This is a genomic window from Streptomyces sp. MGP-P1 (assembly GCF_057766565.1).
The window spans coordinates 1311913-1327140 of sequence record NZ_JBYMEM010000007.1; the positions used below are offsets into that span (position 1 = coordinate 1311913).

At 70.1% G+C, this 15228-nt stretch carries 7 protein-coding genes and 1 pseudogene; 7 read left to right on the top strand and 1 reads right to left on the bottom strand.

Annotated elements, in window-relative coordinates; genetic code table 11:
* Positions 1 to 57 precede the first annotated feature (57 nt).
* A complete protein-coding gene (locus tag AC3CH1_RS27390) occupies positions 58 to 1101 on the bottom strand; it encodes a LacI family DNA-binding transcriptional regulator (protein WP_018958155.1) in 1044 nt (347 codons plus the stop codon).
* 346 nt (positions 1102 to 1447) lie between these two features.
* Here AC3CH1_RS27390 and AC3CH1_RS27395 point away from each other — a divergent pair, with 346 nt between their 5' ends.
* From AC3CH1_RS27395 to pulA, 7 genes and pseudogenes are all read left to right on the top strand, one after another.
* Entirely contained in the window at positions 1448 to 2719 is a 1272-nt protein-coding gene (locus AC3CH1_RS27395; protein WP_488465350.1) for an extracellular solute-binding protein, read from the top strand.
* Between the two features lie 19 nt (positions 2720 to 2738).
* Positions 2739 to 3757, top strand: a pseudogene (locus AC3CH1_RS27400) (carbohydrate ABC transporter permease).
* Positions 3754 to 4632 (top strand): sugar ABC transporter permease, encoded by an 879-nt coding sequence (locus AC3CH1_RS27405; protein ID WP_488465351.1) that lies wholly within the window; start codon positions 3754 to 3756, stop codon positions 4630 to 4632. The pseudogene AC3CH1_RS27400 and the gene AC3CH1_RS27405 overlap by 4 nt, the downstream one beginning before the upstream one ends.
* 113 nt (positions 4633 to 4745) lie before the next feature.
* A complete protein-coding gene (locus AC3CH1_RS27410; protein ID WP_488465352.1) occupies positions 4746 to 6422 on the top strand; it encodes a glycoside hydrolase family 13 protein in 1677 nt (558 codons plus the stop codon).
* On the top strand, positions 6407 to 7465 hold the full coding sequence (locus AC3CH1_RS27415) for a LacI family DNA-binding transcriptional regulator (RefSeq protein ID WP_488465353.1): 1059 nt from the start codon (positions 6407 to 6409) through the stop codon (positions 7463 to 7465). Before AC3CH1_RS27410 ends, AC3CH1_RS27415 begins: the two co-directional genes overlap by 16 nt.
* Before the next feature lie 544 nt (positions 7466 to 8009).
* The gene (locus tag AC3CH1_RS27420; RefSeq protein ID WP_488465354.1) at positions 8010 to 9740 is read left to right on the top strand and encodes a carbohydrate-binding module family 20 domain-containing protein; all 1731 of its coding nucleotides are present in this window, start codon (positions 8010 to 8012) and stop codon (positions 9738 to 9740) included.
* Between the two features lie 145 nt (positions 9741 to 9885).
* The gene (pulA, locus tag AC3CH1_RS27425) at positions 9886 to 15204 is read left to right on the top strand and encodes a pullulanase-type alpha-1,6-glucosidase (protein WP_488465355.1); all 5319 of its coding nucleotides are present in this window, start codon (positions 9886 to 9888) and stop codon (positions 15202 to 15204) included.
* The last annotated feature ends 24 nt before the right edge of the window (positions 15205 to 15228 follow it).

Below are 15228 nucleotides of genomic sequence, written 5' to 3' on the forward strand. Positions count from 1 at the left end.
GTGGTTCCCCTGCCACCGATCATCCTCCGGTCGGGTTCCGGTCGCACGTCCTGCGTCTCAAGGACGAGGGAGCGACCCTGAGCCGCCTGCGGGGCCCGAGGCCGTCGAACCGCGAACCACCAGTTCAGGCATGAAGACGAACTCGCTGTGCGGCGCCGGGGTTCCGCCGATCTCCTCCAGGAGCGTGCGGACGGCGGCCTGGCCCATCGCCGTCACCGGCTGCCGGATCGTCGTCAGCGGCGGGTCCGTGAACGCTATGAGCGGCGAATCGTCGTAGCCCACGACCGAGAGATCGCGCGGCACGTCCTTCGACAGTCGGCGGGCCGCCCGGATCGCCCCGAGCGCCATCATGTCGCTCGCGCACACGACCGCCGTGCAGCCGCGCTCCATCAGGGCCGATGCGGCGGCCTGGCCGCCCTCCAGCGTGTACAGGGAGTGCTGGATCAACTCCTCCACCGCGTCCGGCGCGAGGCCGAGCTGCTCCCGCATCGTGGCGTGGAAGCCCTCGATCTTGCGGAGCACCGGCACGAAGCGCTTGGGTCCGACCGCCAGGCCGATACGGGTGTGGCCGAGCGCCACCAGATGCGTCACCGCGAGACGCATCGCCGCCCGGTCGTCGGGCGAGATGAACGGCGCCTGCACCTTGGCGGAGAAGCCGTTCACCAGGACGAACGGGACGCCCTGGCCGCGCAGTTGCTCGTAACGTTGCATATCGGCGGAGGTGTCCGCGTGCAGGCCGGAGACGAAGATGATGCCGGAAACGCCCCGGTCCACCAGCATTTCGGTGAGTTCGTCCTCGGTGGAGCCGCCGGGCGTCTGGGTCGCCAGCACCGGGGTGTAGCCCTGCCGGGTCAGGGCCTGGCCGATGACCTGCGCCAGCGCCGGGAAGATCGGGTTCTCCAACTCCGGGGTGATCAGGCCGACCAATCCCGCGCTGCGCCTGCGCAGCCGCACCGGGCGTTCGTACCCCAGCACGTCGAGGGCCGCGAGGACGGATTCGCGGGTGGTCGCCGCCACTCCGGGCTTGCCGTTCAGGACCCGGCTGACCGTTGCTTCGCTGACCCCCGCCTGAGTTGCGATATCGGCAAGCCGTGCGGTCATGGGATGGGACTGTACCGGGCCGGTGTCGGATTGCCCACCGTGCGCGGGGCGGCGTGGAGGAGGGTGCCGGAGGGTCGTCCGGCAACGCCTTGCAAGGACTTGCGGCCCCGGATCGCGGGCTGCGGTCGGATCGTCGCACTGCGGATATGCCGTGCCGCGCCTGCCCCTGCCAGGGATGAGTGGCCCTCGTCAAGGGGCTTGACGGCAACCTTGAGGACACGCGAATGTAACGATCACCAAGCCTTGCAGAAATCTTCCGCAAGGTCTTTCGGTCGTCTTTCATCCTTGTTACGTTCACGTCGACCCGGCGCCGCGACGGAGCGGTACGGCAGTTGAAGGAGTTCAGATGCGACGTGGCATAACGGCCACCGCCCTGGTCGCGGCCCTGGCGCTCGCGGCGACCGCCTGCGGCAGCGACGAGAAGTCCGGCGGCGGCAAGAGCTCGGGCGAGCTCTCCGGCACGGTGACCTGGTGGGACACCTCCAGCGTCGGCACCGAGGACAAGGTCTTCAAGAAGCTGGCCGAGGGCTTCGAGAAGAAGCACCCGAAGGTCGACGTCAAGTACGTCAACGTGCCCTTCGGCGAGGCGCAGAACAAGTTCAAGAACGCCGCCCAGGCCGGCGACGGCGCCCCCGACGTGATCCGCTCCGAGGTCGCCTGGACGCCGGACTTCGCCAACCTCGGCTACCTGGCCCCGCTGGACGGCACCCCCGCCCTGAAGAACCAGGACGACTTCCTCAAGCAGGCCGTCGCGTCCACGAAGTACGACGGCAAGACCTACGCCGTCCCGCAGGTCATCGACTCCATGGGCGTCTTCTACAACAAGAAGATGTTCAAGGAGGCCGGCGTCGAGGCGCCCGCCGACCTGGCCGACCTCAAGACCGTCGCCGAGAAGATCAAGGACAAGACCGGCAAGACCGGCCTCTACCTCCGCGGCGACGACCCGTACTACTTCCTCTCCTTCCTCTACGGCGAGGGCGGCGACATGGTCGACGCCTCCTCCAAGAGCGTCACCATCGACAAGCCCGAGGGCGTCAAGGCGTTCGAGGCGGTCAAGGCCCTGGTCGACGACGGCACCGCGAAGACGGACGCCTCGGACGGCTGGGAGAACATGATGCAGTCGTTCAAGAACGGCGACGTCGCGATGATGATCAACGGCCCCTGGGCCGTCGCCGACACCCTGACCGGCAAGGAATTCACGGACAAGGACAACCTGGGCGTCGCCCCGGTCCCGGCCGGCTCCGCCGCCCAGGGCGCCCCGCAGGGCGGCCACAACCTGGCCGTCTACGCCGGCTCCAAGAATCTCGACGCCTCCTACGCCTTCGTCGAGTACATGACGTCCGTGGACAGCCAGGCCGCCGCCGCCGGCGAGCTGAACCTGCTGCCCACCCGCACCTCCGCGTACGCCAAGCAGGAGGCCGTGGACAGCGAGATCGTCGGCTTCTTCAAGCCGGTCGTCGAGACCGCCGTCGAGCGCCCCTGGATCCCCGAGGGCGGCAGCCTCTTCGAGCCGCTGCGCGTCGAGTACACCAAGGTCCTCACCGGCCAGACCACGCCGGAGAAGGCCGCCAAGGCCACCGGCGACTCCTACCGCAAGCTCCTCGAGGGCTGGAAGTAACAGGAAGGTTGGCCGACTGATGGCTGTCCACACCAGCCAGTCGGTGGTGAAGGCCGCGGGCGAGAACACCGCCCGCGGCCGGAGCCGCGGTACTGGCACCCCACCACCGACCCCCGGCCGTCTGCGGCGGGCGCTGTCGGTCCACTGGTACGCCTGGGCCATGGTCGCCCCGGTCGTCGTCGTGATCGGCGTGATCATCGGCTATCCGCTGGTCCGCGGCGTCTACCTCTCGATGACCGACGCGGACGAGCGCAACGTCGCACGCTCCATCGGCGTCAACGAGATCCCCGCCACCTACGAGTTCGTCGGCGCGGACAACTACATCGACGCGCTGACCGGCTCGCAGTTCCTCGGCACGCTCGGCTGGACGCTGGTGTGGACCGTCTCCTGCGTGAGCGTCACGTTCGTCCTCGGCATGGCCCTGGCGAACATCCTCAACCGCCGCATCGCCGGACGCTCCGCCTACCGCATGGCCCTCATCCTCCCCTGGGCCATCCCCGGCTTCGTCTCCGTCTTCGCCTGGCGCTTCCTCTACAACGAGGAGCGCGGTCTGCTCAACAAGGTCCTCGGGGCGCCGGCATCGACGCCGTGCCGTGGCTGAACGACCCGACCTGGGCCAAGTTCGCGGTCATCGCCGTCAATGTCTGGCTCGGCATCCCGTTCATGATGGTCGCCCTCCTCGGCGGACTCCAGTCCATCCCCTCCGAGCAGTACGAGGCGGCCGAGATGGACGGCGCCACCGCCTGGCAGCGCTTCCGCCACATCACCCTGCCCGGACTGCGCCCGGTCTCCACCACGGTGGTCCTGCTCTCCACCATCTGGACCTTCAACATGTTCCCGGTGATCTTCCTGCTGACCCGCGGCGGACCCGGTGAGGCCACCCAGATCCTCGTGACCCAGGCGTACAAGTTCTCCTTCGAGATCAGCCCGCGCGACTACGCGCAGTCCTCCACCTGGGGCGTGCTGATCCTCGTACTCCTGATGCTCTTCGCCGTCGTCTACCGGCGAGTCCTGCGCTCCCAGGGAGACAACTGGTGACCACCGCGACCGACACCCCCGCCCGGCACACCGTGCCCAAGGTCCGGCTGCGCGGTGAGCGCTCCCCGCTCGCCTCCGTCGCCCTGCACCTCACCCTGATCACCGCCTCGGTGATCGCGGTCTTCCCGGTGCTGTGGGTCCTGCTGACCTCGCTCAAGCCCGCCAAGTTCGCGACCACCACGGACTTCTTCCGCGAGACGACGTTCGTCAACTACACGAACCTGATCCGCGACACGGAGTTCCTCAACTGGTTCGCCAACTCCGTGATCATCTCCGCGCTCTCCACCGTGATCGGCGTCTTCGTCGCCGCCACCACCGGATACGCGGTGAGCCGCTTCCGCTTCCCCGGCAAGCGCGGGCTGATGTGGACGCTGCTGATCACCCAGATGTTCCCGGTCGCCGTCCTCATCGTGCCGATCTACAACATCATGTCGAGCCTCGGGCTGCTCAACCAGCCCATGGGACTCGTCATCACCTACCTCACCATCTCGGTGCCGTTCTGCGCCTGGATGATGAAGGGCTTCTTCGACACCATCCCGCGCGAGATCGACGAGTCGGGCGAGGTCGACGGCCTCACCCCGTTCGGCACCTTCTTCCGGCTGATCCTGCCGCTGGCCAAGCCGGGCCTCGCGGTCACCGCGTTCTACTCCTTCATCACCGCCTGGGGCGAAGTGGCGTACGCCTCCGCCTTCCTGGTCGGCGACGAGAACCTCACCCTGGCCGGCGGACTCCAGAAGTTCGTCAACCAGTACGGAGCCCAGTGGGGCCCCATGACCGCGGCCTCCGTGCTCATCGCCATCCCGGCCGCCCTGGTGTTCCTCTTCGCCCAGAAACACCTGGTCACCGGCATGTCCGCCGGAGCCGTCAAGGGCTGAGAGGCCCCCTGGCCACCCGCACCCGTACGCACCACCGCACCCGTCACGGCGGCGCCGGAAACCTCGGACCCGGTCCCCGGCGCCGCTTCCCACCCAGACACCCCAGGGACGACATGACCCAGCACCTCGCTGCCCCCTCCATCGGCACGTCCGACGACGCCCCGGGCCACCGCACCGGCTGGTGGCAGGACGCGGTGATCTACCAGGTCTATCCGCGGAGCTTCGCCGACGGCAACGGCGACGGCATGGGCGACCTCGCCGGCGTCACCGCCCGCCTGCCCCACCTGAAGGACCTGGGCGTCGACGCGGTCTGGCTCAGCCCCTTCTACGCCTCCCCGCAGGCCGACGCGGGCTACGACGTCGCCGACTACCGGGCCATCGACCCGATGTTCGGCACCCTGCTGGACGCCGACGCGCTGATCCGCGAGGCCCACGGCCTGGGCCTGCGCATCATCGTCGACCTGGTCCCCAACCACTCGTCCGACCAGCACGAGTGGTTCAAGCGCGCCCTGGCCGAGGGCCCCGGCTCCGCCCTGCGCGAGCGCTACCACTTCCGCCCCGGAAAGGGCGCGGCCGGCGAACTCCCGCCCAACGACTGGGAGTCCATCTTCGGCGGCCCCGCCTGGACCCGTACGGCGAACCCGGACGGCACCCCCGGCGACTGGTACCTCCACCTCTTCGCCCCCGAGCAGCCCGACTTCAACTGGGAGCACCCGGCCGTCGCCGACGAGTTCCGCTCCATCCTGCGCTTCTGGCTCGACATGGGCGTCGACGGCTTCCGCGTCGACGTCGCCCACGGCCTCGTCAAGGCCGAGGGGCTGCCCGACCTCGGCGCCCACGACCAGCTCAAGCTGCTAGGCAACGACATCATGCCGTTCTTCGACCAGGACGGCGTGCACGCGATCTACCGCAGCTGGCGCACCATCCTCGACGAGTACCCCGGTGACCGCATCGCCGTCGCCGAGGCCTGGACCCCGACCGTCGAGCGCACCGCCAACTACGTGCGCCCCGACGAGATGCACCAGGCGTTCAACTTCCAGTACCTGGCCACCGCCTGGGACGCCGCCGAACTGCGCGAGGTCATCGACACCTCGCTCGCCGCGATGCGCCCGGTCGGCGCGCCCGCCACCTGGGTGCTCTCCAACCACGACGTCACCCGGCACGCCACCCGCTTCGCCAACCCGGCGGGCCTCGGCACCCAGATCCGCACCCCCGGCGACCGCGAGCTGGGCCTGCGCCGCGCCCGCGCCGCCTCCCTGCTGATGCTCGCCCTGCCCGGCTCCGCCTACGTCTACCAGGGCGAGGAGCTCGGCCTGCCCGACGTCACCGACTTGCCGGACGAGGCCCGCCAGGACCCCTCGTTCTTCCGCGCCGACGGCCAGGACGGCTTCCGCGACGGCTGCCGCGTCCCGATCCCGTGGACCCGCGAGGGCGGTTCGTACGGCTTCGGCGACGGCGGCAGCTGGCTCCCGCAGCCCGCCGGCTGGGGCGAGCTGTCCGTCGAGGCGCAGACCGGTGTGGAGGGCTCCACCCTGGAGCTGTACCGCGCCGCCATCGCCGCCCGCCGCGAGCACCCGGGCCTCGGGGCCGGCACGGACGTCGAGTGGCTGGACGGCCCCGAAGGCGTCCTCGTCCTCGCCCGCCCCGGCTTCGTCTGCACCGTCAACACCACCGGCGCCCCCGTCCGCATCGCCGCCCGCGGCCGGGTGCTGCTCGCCAGCTCCCCGGTCACCGTGGACGGCGCCGAGGTCGAGCTGCCCGCCGACACCACGGTGTGGTGGACGGTGTGACACTGCCCGCGCCCAGGACCACGGCGGCGCCCCGCCTCTCCGACATCGCTGGACAGGCGGCGGTCAGCGAGGCGACGGTCAGCCGGGTCCTGAACGGGAAGCAGGGCGTCGCGGACTCCACGCGCCAGCGGGTGCTCGCGGCGCTCGACATCCTGGGCTACGAACGGCCCGTACGGCTGCGGCAGCGCAGCGCTGGACTGATCGGCCTGGTGACGCCCGAACTCACCAACCCGATCTTCCCGGCGTTCGCGCAGTCCGTCGAACAGGTGCTGGCCGGGCACGGCTACACCCCCGTGCTCTGCACCCAGCTGCCGGGCGGTGCGACGGAGGACGAACTCGTCGAGCAGCTCGTCGAGCGCGGCGTCGGCGGCATCGTCTTCCTCTCCGGGCTGCACGCGGACACCTCCGCCGACCCGGGCCGGTACGCCGCGCTCACCGAGCGCGGCGTGCCGTTCGTCCTGATCAACGGCTACAACGAGCGCATCAGCGCCCCGTTCGTCTCGCCCGACGACAACGCCGCCGTACGGATGGCCCTGGGGCACCTCGCCGAGCTCGGCCACCGCCGGATCGGCCTGGCCATAGGCCCGCAGCGCTACGTCCCCTCCCGGCGCAAGCGCGACGGGTTCGTGGAGGCGGCCGTCTCGCTGCTCGGCATGGACCGGGCCGAGGCCGAACTGCTCGTCTGCTCCACGCTGTTCAGCGTCGAGGGCGGCCAGGTGGCGGCGGGCGCCCTGCTGGACGCGGGGTGCACGGGCATCGTCTGCGGCAGCGACCTGATGGCCCTCGGCGTGGTCCGCGCCGCCCGGGGGAGGGGCCTGGAGGTGCCCCGTGACGTCTCGGTCGTCGGCTTCGACGACTCGCAGCTCATCGCTTTCACCGACCCGCCGCTGACCACGGTGCGCCAGCCCGTGCAGGCGATGGCGGCGGCCGCCGTGGGCGCGCTGCTGGAGGAGATCGGGGGCAGCCCGGTGCAGCGCACCGAGTACGTCTTCCAGCCGGAGCTGGTCGTCAGGGGCTCCACGGCGGCGGTACGCAACGGCTGACCGCGAAGCGGCAGCGGGCTCGTGCGTCAGCGGGCTCTTCCGTCAGCGGGCTCGTACGGAACGGACACGGTACGGGAACGGCCACGGTACGGGAACGGTCGCGGTACGGGTACGGGCACGTACAGGAGAGGCACCAGGAGTCGGCCCAGGACGGGCCGGCGGGGAGTTGTGGCGACTCCGGGTGCCTCTCTTGTCGTGACCGGCCCGGCCGGCCGGGCGCGTGGGGTCCGACGGCGTGCAGCGGTACCGGATCCCCCGGCCGACCGGACCGGAGTCGGGATGAAACGTAACAGGCTCGCAATATCTTGCGAAAGACCTTGCAGCGAGAAATCGCGAGGAAGTCGGGAAGAAATCTCCGCTGTTTCGCGGATGTGAGCGGGGGATGTCCAAAGGGTTGACCGGTGACGGGTGGGCTCGTACGGTCTGCTCCGCGGCAAGGTTTGCATTCTTGCAGCAAGAACCTTCAGGAGCCTTGAGGGCACGGCGCGTTGCCGACTGAGGCTGCACCGTCATCCCCGCTTCCCCCACCCGCAGGAGGAAAGACATGGCACGCAGATCCCTGTCTGCCGCGCTCGCCCTCGTGGCCGGCGCCGCCGCCCTCGTCGTCCCCACCGGATTCGGAGCCGCAGGCGCCGCACAGGCCGCCGCCCCGGGCGACAAGGACGTCACCGCAGTGATGTTCGAGTGGAAGTTCGCCTCCATAGCCAAGGCCTGCACGGACACCCTCGGTCCGGCGGGCTACGGCTACGTCCAGGTCTCGCCGCCCCAGGAGCACATCCAGGGCGGCCAGTGGTGGACCTCCTACCAGCCCGTCAGCTACAGGATCGCCGGCCGGCTCGGCGACCGGTCCGCCTTCTCCGCCATGGTGAACACGTGTCACTCGGCCGGGGTCAAGGTCATCGCCGACTCGGTCATCAACCACATGGCGGCGGGCAACGGCACCGGCACCGGAGGCTCCGCGTACACCAAATACGGCTACCCGGGCCTCTACTCCGGCAACGACATGGACGACTGCCGGTCCCAGATCAACAACTACAACGACCGGGGCAACGTCCAGAACTGCGAGCTGGTCGGTCTCGCCGACCTGGACACCGGTGAGGACTACGTACGCGGCAGGATCGCCGGCTACCTCAACGACCTGCTCTCGCTCGGCGTCGACGGCTTCCGGATCGACGCCGCCAAGCACATGCCCGCAGGCGACCTCGCCAACATCAAGTCCCGGCTGACCAACCCGAACGTCTACTGGAAGCACGAGGCGATCTTCGGGACCGGTGAGGCCGTCTCGCCCTCCGAGTACCTGGGCAGCGGAGATGTCCAGGAGTTCCGGTACGGGCGGAGCCTCAAGCAGGTCTTCCTCAACGAGAACCTCGCCCACCTGAAGAACTTCGGCGAGGGCTGGGGCTTCATGGAGTCCGGCAAGTCCGCCGTCTTCGTCGACAACCACGACACCGAGCGCGGCGGCGACACCCTCAACTACAAGAGCGGCTCCGCCTACACGCTCGCCAGTGTCTTCATGCTGGCCTGGCCCTACGGCTCCCCGGACGTCCACTCCGGCTACGAGTTCAGCGACCACGACGCCGGACCGCCGGCCGGCGGCCAGGTGAACGCCTGCTACAGCGACGGCTGGAAGTGCCAGCACGCCTGGCGCGAGATCTCCTCCATGGTCGGCTTCCGCAACACCGCGCGCGGCCAGGGAGTCACCAACTGGTGGGACAACGGCGGCGACCAGATCGCCTTCGGCCGGGGGAACAAGGCGTACGTCGCCATCAACCACGAGGGCTCCGCGCTGAACCGGACCTTCCAGACCTCGCTGCCCGCCGGCGACTACTGCGACGTCCAGTCCGGCAAGGGCGTCCAGGTCAACGGCTCCGGCCAGTTCACCGCCACCGTCCCGGCAGGCGCCGCCGTCGCCCTGCACACCGGTGCCCGGACCTGCGGAGGAGGCGGCACGAACCCCGACCCGGACCCCGGCAACGGCACCTCCGGCGCCTCCTTCGGCGTCAACGCCACCACCCGGCCCGGCCAGAACATCCACGTCACCGGCGACCGGGCCGCCCTCGGCAACTGGAACCCGGCGAGCGCGCCGAAGCTCGACCCGGCGGCGTACCCCGTCTGGAAGCTGGACGTGAACCTGCCCGCCGGGACCACGTTCGCCTACAAGTACGTCCGCAAGGACGCGTCCGGCTACGTCACCTGGGAGAGCGGCGCCAACCGCACCGCCACCGTCCCGGCCTCCGGGAAGGTCACGCTGACCGCCGACGTCTGGCGCGGCTGACACCAGCACTCCAGCGGGCCGGTGGCACCGCCACCGGCCCGCTCCCCCTGAGCGACCCCTCGCCCGACCCCTTGCCCGACCCCGCGCCCGACCCGTCGCTCAGTCCTCGCTCGACCCACCGATCAAGCCCTGAGGAGCACCCTCCGTGTCCCGAACCATCCTCGGACGATGGACGGTGGCCGCCCTGTGCGCGGCGCTGCTGCCCGTCGTCCCGGCGGCCACCGCCGCCGCGTCGTCCCGGCCGCCGGCCCCGCCATCGGACGCGAAGCTCGCCGGTGAGGCGGACCGGCACGACCTCACGCGCGAGCAGTTCTACTTCGTGCTGCCCGACCGGTTCGCCAACGGCGACGCCTCCAACGACCGGGGCGGGCTGACCGGTTCGCGGCTGGAGCACGGCTACGACCCCACCGACAAGGGGTTCTACCAGGGCGGCGACCTCAAGGGCCTCACCCGGAAACTCGACTACATCAAGGAGCTCGGCACCACCGCCATCTGGATGGCGCCGATCTTCAAGAACCGGCCCGTGCAGGGCACCGGCAAGGACGCCTCGGCGGGCTACCACGGTTACTGGATCACCGACTTCACCCAGGTCGACCCGCACTTCGGCACCAACGCCGACCTGGAGCGGCTGATCGACAAGGCCCACGCCAAGGGCATGAAGGTCTTCTTCGACGTCATCACCAACCACACCGCCGACACCGTCGACTACGCGGAGAAGGCCTACGGCTACCAGCCCAAGGGCGCCTTCCCCTACCTCGACGAGGACGGCCGACCCTTCGACGACCGCGAGGGCGTGCAGAAGGTGGACCGGGACTCCTTCCCGTACACCCCGGTGAAGGCGCCCGGCACCGGCGAGAAGGTCCCCTCCTGGCTCAACGACCCGACGATGTACCACAACCGGGGCGACTCGACGTGGGCCGGCGAGTCCAACGAGTACGGCGACTTCTCCGGGCTCGACGACCTGTGGACCGAGCGTCCCGAGGTCGTGAAGGGCATGGCGAGGATCTACGAGAAGTGGGTCCGCGACTTCGACATCGACGGCTTCCGCATCGACACCGTCAAACACGTCGACCTGGACTTCTGGACCCAGTGGGCGACCGCGCTCGACGCGTACGCCGCGAAGCGCGGCCGGGACGACTTCTTCATGTTCGGCGAGGTGTACTCCGCCGACACCGCGGTGACCTCCCCGTACGTCACCCGGGGCCGCCTGGACTCCACGCTGGACTTCCCGTTCCAGGACGCCGCCCGGCAGTTCGCCTCCCAGGGCGCGCCCGCCGACCGGCTCGCCTCCGTGTACGGGAACGACTACCGCTACACCACCGACAAGGCCAACGCCTACGAGCAGGTCACCTTCCTCGGCAACCACGACATGGGCCGCATCGGTACCTTCCTGAAGCAGGACAACCCGAAGGCCGACGACGCCGAACTGCTGAAGCGGGCCCGGCTCGCCAACGAGCTGATGTTCCTCGGCCGGGGCAACCCGGTGATCTACTACGGCGACGAGCAGGGCTTCACCGGAGCCGGCGGCGACAAGGACTCCCGCCAGACGCTCTTCGCCTCGAAGACCGCCGACTACCTCGACGACGACCAGCTCGGCACCGACCGGACGCACGCCTCGGACGCGTACGACACGAAGCACCCGGTCTACCGCTCCATCGCCGCCCTTTCCCGGCTCACCAAGGCCCACCCGGCGCTGCGCGACGGCACACAGATCGAGCGGTTCGCGGAAGGCTCGGTGTACGCCACCTCGCGCATCGACACCGAGCGGCCCCACGAATACCTCGTCGCCTCCAACAACGGCACGAGCCCGCGGAAGGTCCGGCTCGCCACCGAGTCGGCCGACATGAACTTCCGTACGCTGTACGGCGGTTCCGGTTCGGTCCGCAGCGGCGAGGACAAGCAGGTCACCGTCACCGTGCCCGCCCTCTCCAGCATCGTGCTGAAGGCGGACCGGCCGGTCGGCTCCCCGGCCGCCGAGCCGGCCATCGCGCTGAAGGCCCCGGCCGCCGGCGCCACCGGGACCGTCGAGATCACCGCAGACGTGGACGGCGGACAGCTCAACCGGGTCGTCTTCGCCGCCCAGGTGGGCGACGGGAAGTGGAAGACGCTCGGTTCGGCCGACCACGCCCCGTACCAGGTCACCCAGTACCTCGACGAGACGGTGAAGGCGGGAACGCCGCTGCGCTACAAGGCCGTCGTCGTCGACCGGGCGGGCCGCACCTCCAGTGCCCTCGCCGCGACCGCCGCCGGAGCGACCCCGCCGAAGCCGAAGCCCGTAGCCGTCGAGCGCGACCGGGCGGTCGTCCACTACCAGCGCCCCGACGGCGACTACGAGGGATGGCAGCTGAAGTCCGGGGGGAAGACGGCCGAGTTCATCGGCCGGGACGCCTACGGCGCGTTCGCCTGGCTCGACCTGGAGAAGGGCACCGACTCCGTCCCGTACACCGTCGAGAAGAACGGCACCGCGGACGGACCGCGACGGACCGTCGACCTCGGCGTGACCGGGCAGGTCTGGATCGAGCAGGGCGAGGACGGGCAGACGGCCGAAGCCCCCGAGACCCCGCCGCAGGACACCACCAAGGCGGTCCTCAACTACCACCGCCCGGACGGGAACTACGACGGCTGGGGGCTGCACACCTGGGCCGGGGCCAAGGAGCCCACCGACTGGTCCAAGCCGATGACGCCGGTGAGGAAGGACGCCTACGGGGTCACCTTCGAGGTGCCGCTCGTGGACGGGGCCACCACCCTCAGCTACATCCTGCACAAGGGCGACGAGAAGGACCTGCCCACCGACCAGTCCCTCGACCTCGCCACCTACGGCCACGAGGTCTGGATGCTCGGCGGCAAGCCCGGCTACCTCCTCCCGCAGACCGGCGGCGGCGCGGCCCCCAACCTGTCCAGGGCCGAGGCGCAGTGGATCGACGCGAACACCGTCGTCTGGAAGGTGAAGGCCACCGACGCCACCAGCCAGCAGCTCGTGTACGCGAAGAAGGGCGGCATCTCCGTCGTCGAGGGGGCGCTCTCCGACGAGGGGCAGTGGCTGCGGCTCCAGCAGGGGGAGCTGAGCGACGCGCAGAAGGAGAGGTTCCCCCATCTGAAGGACTATCCGGCCTTCGCCGTCGATCCGCGCGACCGCGACCGCGTCCGCGAGTCCCTGCGGGGCCAGCTGATCGCCACCCAGCGCGCCGCCAACGGGGCCCTGCTCGCCGCCACCGGCGTACAGACCGCGGGCATCCTGGACGACCTGTACGGGAAGAAGGCGGCCTCCGCCGCACTCGGCCCGGTCTTCCGCAAGGGCACGCCCGCGCTCTCCGTGTGGGCCCCCACCGCCCGGACCGTCTCGCTCGAACTCGACGGCCGCACGCACCCGATGAAGCGCGACGACCGCACCGGCGTCTGGTCGGTCACCGGAAAGAAGGGCTGGCGGGGCAAGCCGTACCGGTACGCCGTGACCGTCTGGGCCCCCGCCGTCCAGAAGATGGTCACCAACAAGGTCACCGACCCCTACTCCACGGCCCTGACCGCCGACTCCGCCCGGGGCCTCGTCGTCGACCTCACCGACCCGAAGCTCGCCCCGCGCGGCTGGTCCGGTCTGAGGAAGCCCGCCGCCACCCCGCTGCGGGACGCCCAGATCCAGGAACTGCACGTCCGCGACTTCTCCGTCACGGACCGCACGGCGAAGCACCCCGGTGAGTACCTCGCCTTCACCGACACCCGCTCCAAGGGCATGAAGCACCTCAAGAAGCTCGCCGACTCCGGCACCAGCTACGTCCACCTGCTGCCCGTCTTCGACATCGGCACGATCCCGGAGAAGAAGAAGGACCAGGCCCAGCCCGCCTGCGACCTCCACGTCTACGCCCCCGACTCCGACGAGCAGCAGGCCTGCGTCTCCAAGGCCGCCGCGAAGGACGGCTTCAACTGGGGTTACGACCCGCTGCACTACACCGTCCCCGAGGGCTCCTACGCCTCCGACCCGGACGGCACCCGGCGCACGGTCGAGTTCCGGCAGATGGTGCAGGGCCTCAACCAGGCCGGACTGCGCACCGTCATGGACGTCGTCTACAACCACACCGTCGCCTCCGGGCAGGACGACAAGTCGGTCCTCGACAGAGTCGTCCCCGGCTACTACCAGCGGCTCCTGGAGGACGGAAGCGTCGCCACCTCCACCTGCTGCGCCAACACCGCGCCCGAGAACACCATGATGGGCAAGCTCGTCGTCGACTCGATCGTCACCTGGGCGAAGGAGTACAAGGTCGACGGCTTCCGCTTCGACCTGATGGGCCACCACCCCAAGGACAACATCCTGGAGGTCCGCAAGGCGCTCGACAGGCTCACACCCGCCAAGGACGGCGTCGACGGGAAGAAGATCATCCTGTACGGCGAGGGCTGGAACTTCGGCGAGATCGCGGACGACGCCCGCTTCGTCCAGGCCACCCAGAAGAACATGGCCGGCACCGGCATCGCCACCTTCTCCGACCGGGCCCGCGACGCCGTGCGCGGCGGCGGCCCCTTCGACGAGGACCCCGGCGTCCAGGGCTTCGCCACCGGCCTCTACACCGACCCCAACTCCTCCCCGGCCAACGGCACCCGCGCCGAGCAGAAGGCCCGGCTGCTGCACTACCAGGACCTGATCAAGGTCGGCCTCACCGGCAACCTCGCCGACTACACCTTCACCGACACCTCCGGCCGCACGGTCAAGGGCTCCGAGGTGGACTACAACGGTGCGCCCGCCGGATACGCGGCCGCACCCGGCGACGCGCTCGCCTACTCCGACGCCCACGACAACGAGACCCTCTTCGACACCCTCGCCTTCAAGCTCCCCGTCGACACGACGGCAGCCGAGCGGGCCAGGGCCCAGGTGGTGGCCATGGCCGCCTCCGTCCTCTCCCAGGGACCCTCGCTCTCCCAGGCCGGCACCGACCTGCTGCGCTCCAAGTCCCTGGACCGCAACTCCTACGACAGCGGCGACTGGTTCAACGCCCTGCACTGGGACTGCCGCGACGGCAACGGCTTCGGCCGGGGTCTGCCGCCCGCCGCCGACAACCAGGACAAGTGGGCGTACGCGAAGCCGCTCCTGGCCGCCACCGGCGCCATCGCGCCGAACTGCGCACAGATCGACGGGGCCTCGGCCGCCTACCGCGACCTGCTCACCATCCGCTCCACCGAGAAGGAGTTCTCCCTGCGCACCGCCGGCCAGGTGCAGTCCGCCCTGTCCTTCCCGCTCTCCGGCACGGCCGAGACCCCCGGCGTGATCACCATGCGCCTCGGCGAGCTGGTCGTCGTCCTCAACGCCGCGCCGACCACCGCCGACCAGCGGCTCGTCGCGCCGGCGGGGAAGACGTACGCACTGCACCCCGTCCAGGCCAAGGGTGCGGATCCTACGGTCAAACGAGCCAGGTACGACGGGAAATCGGCCACTTTCACCGTCCCGGGACGCACGGCGGCCGTCTTCACGCTGCGCTGACCTCCGGCAGCACTACGGTGACGG

Excerpts from the sequence above, each read along its gene's own strand:
- AC3CH1_RS27390 (WP_018958155.1), bottom strand. The coding sequence starts at position 1,101 with ATGACCGCACGGCTTGCCGATATCGCAACTCAGGCGGGGGTCAGCGAA.
- AC3CH1_RS27395 (WP_488465350.1), top strand. The coding sequence starts at position 1,448 with ATGCGACGTGGCATAACGGCCACCGCCCTGGTCGCGGCCCTGGCGCTC.
- AC3CH1_RS27410 (WP_488465352.1), top strand. The coding sequence starts at position 4,746 with ATGACCCAGCACCTCGCTGCCCCCTCCATCGGCACGTCCGACGACGCC.
- AC3CH1_RS27420 (WP_488465354.1), top strand. The coding sequence starts at position 8,010 with ATGGCACGCAGATCCCTGTCTGCCGCGCTCGCCCTCGTGGCCGGCGCC.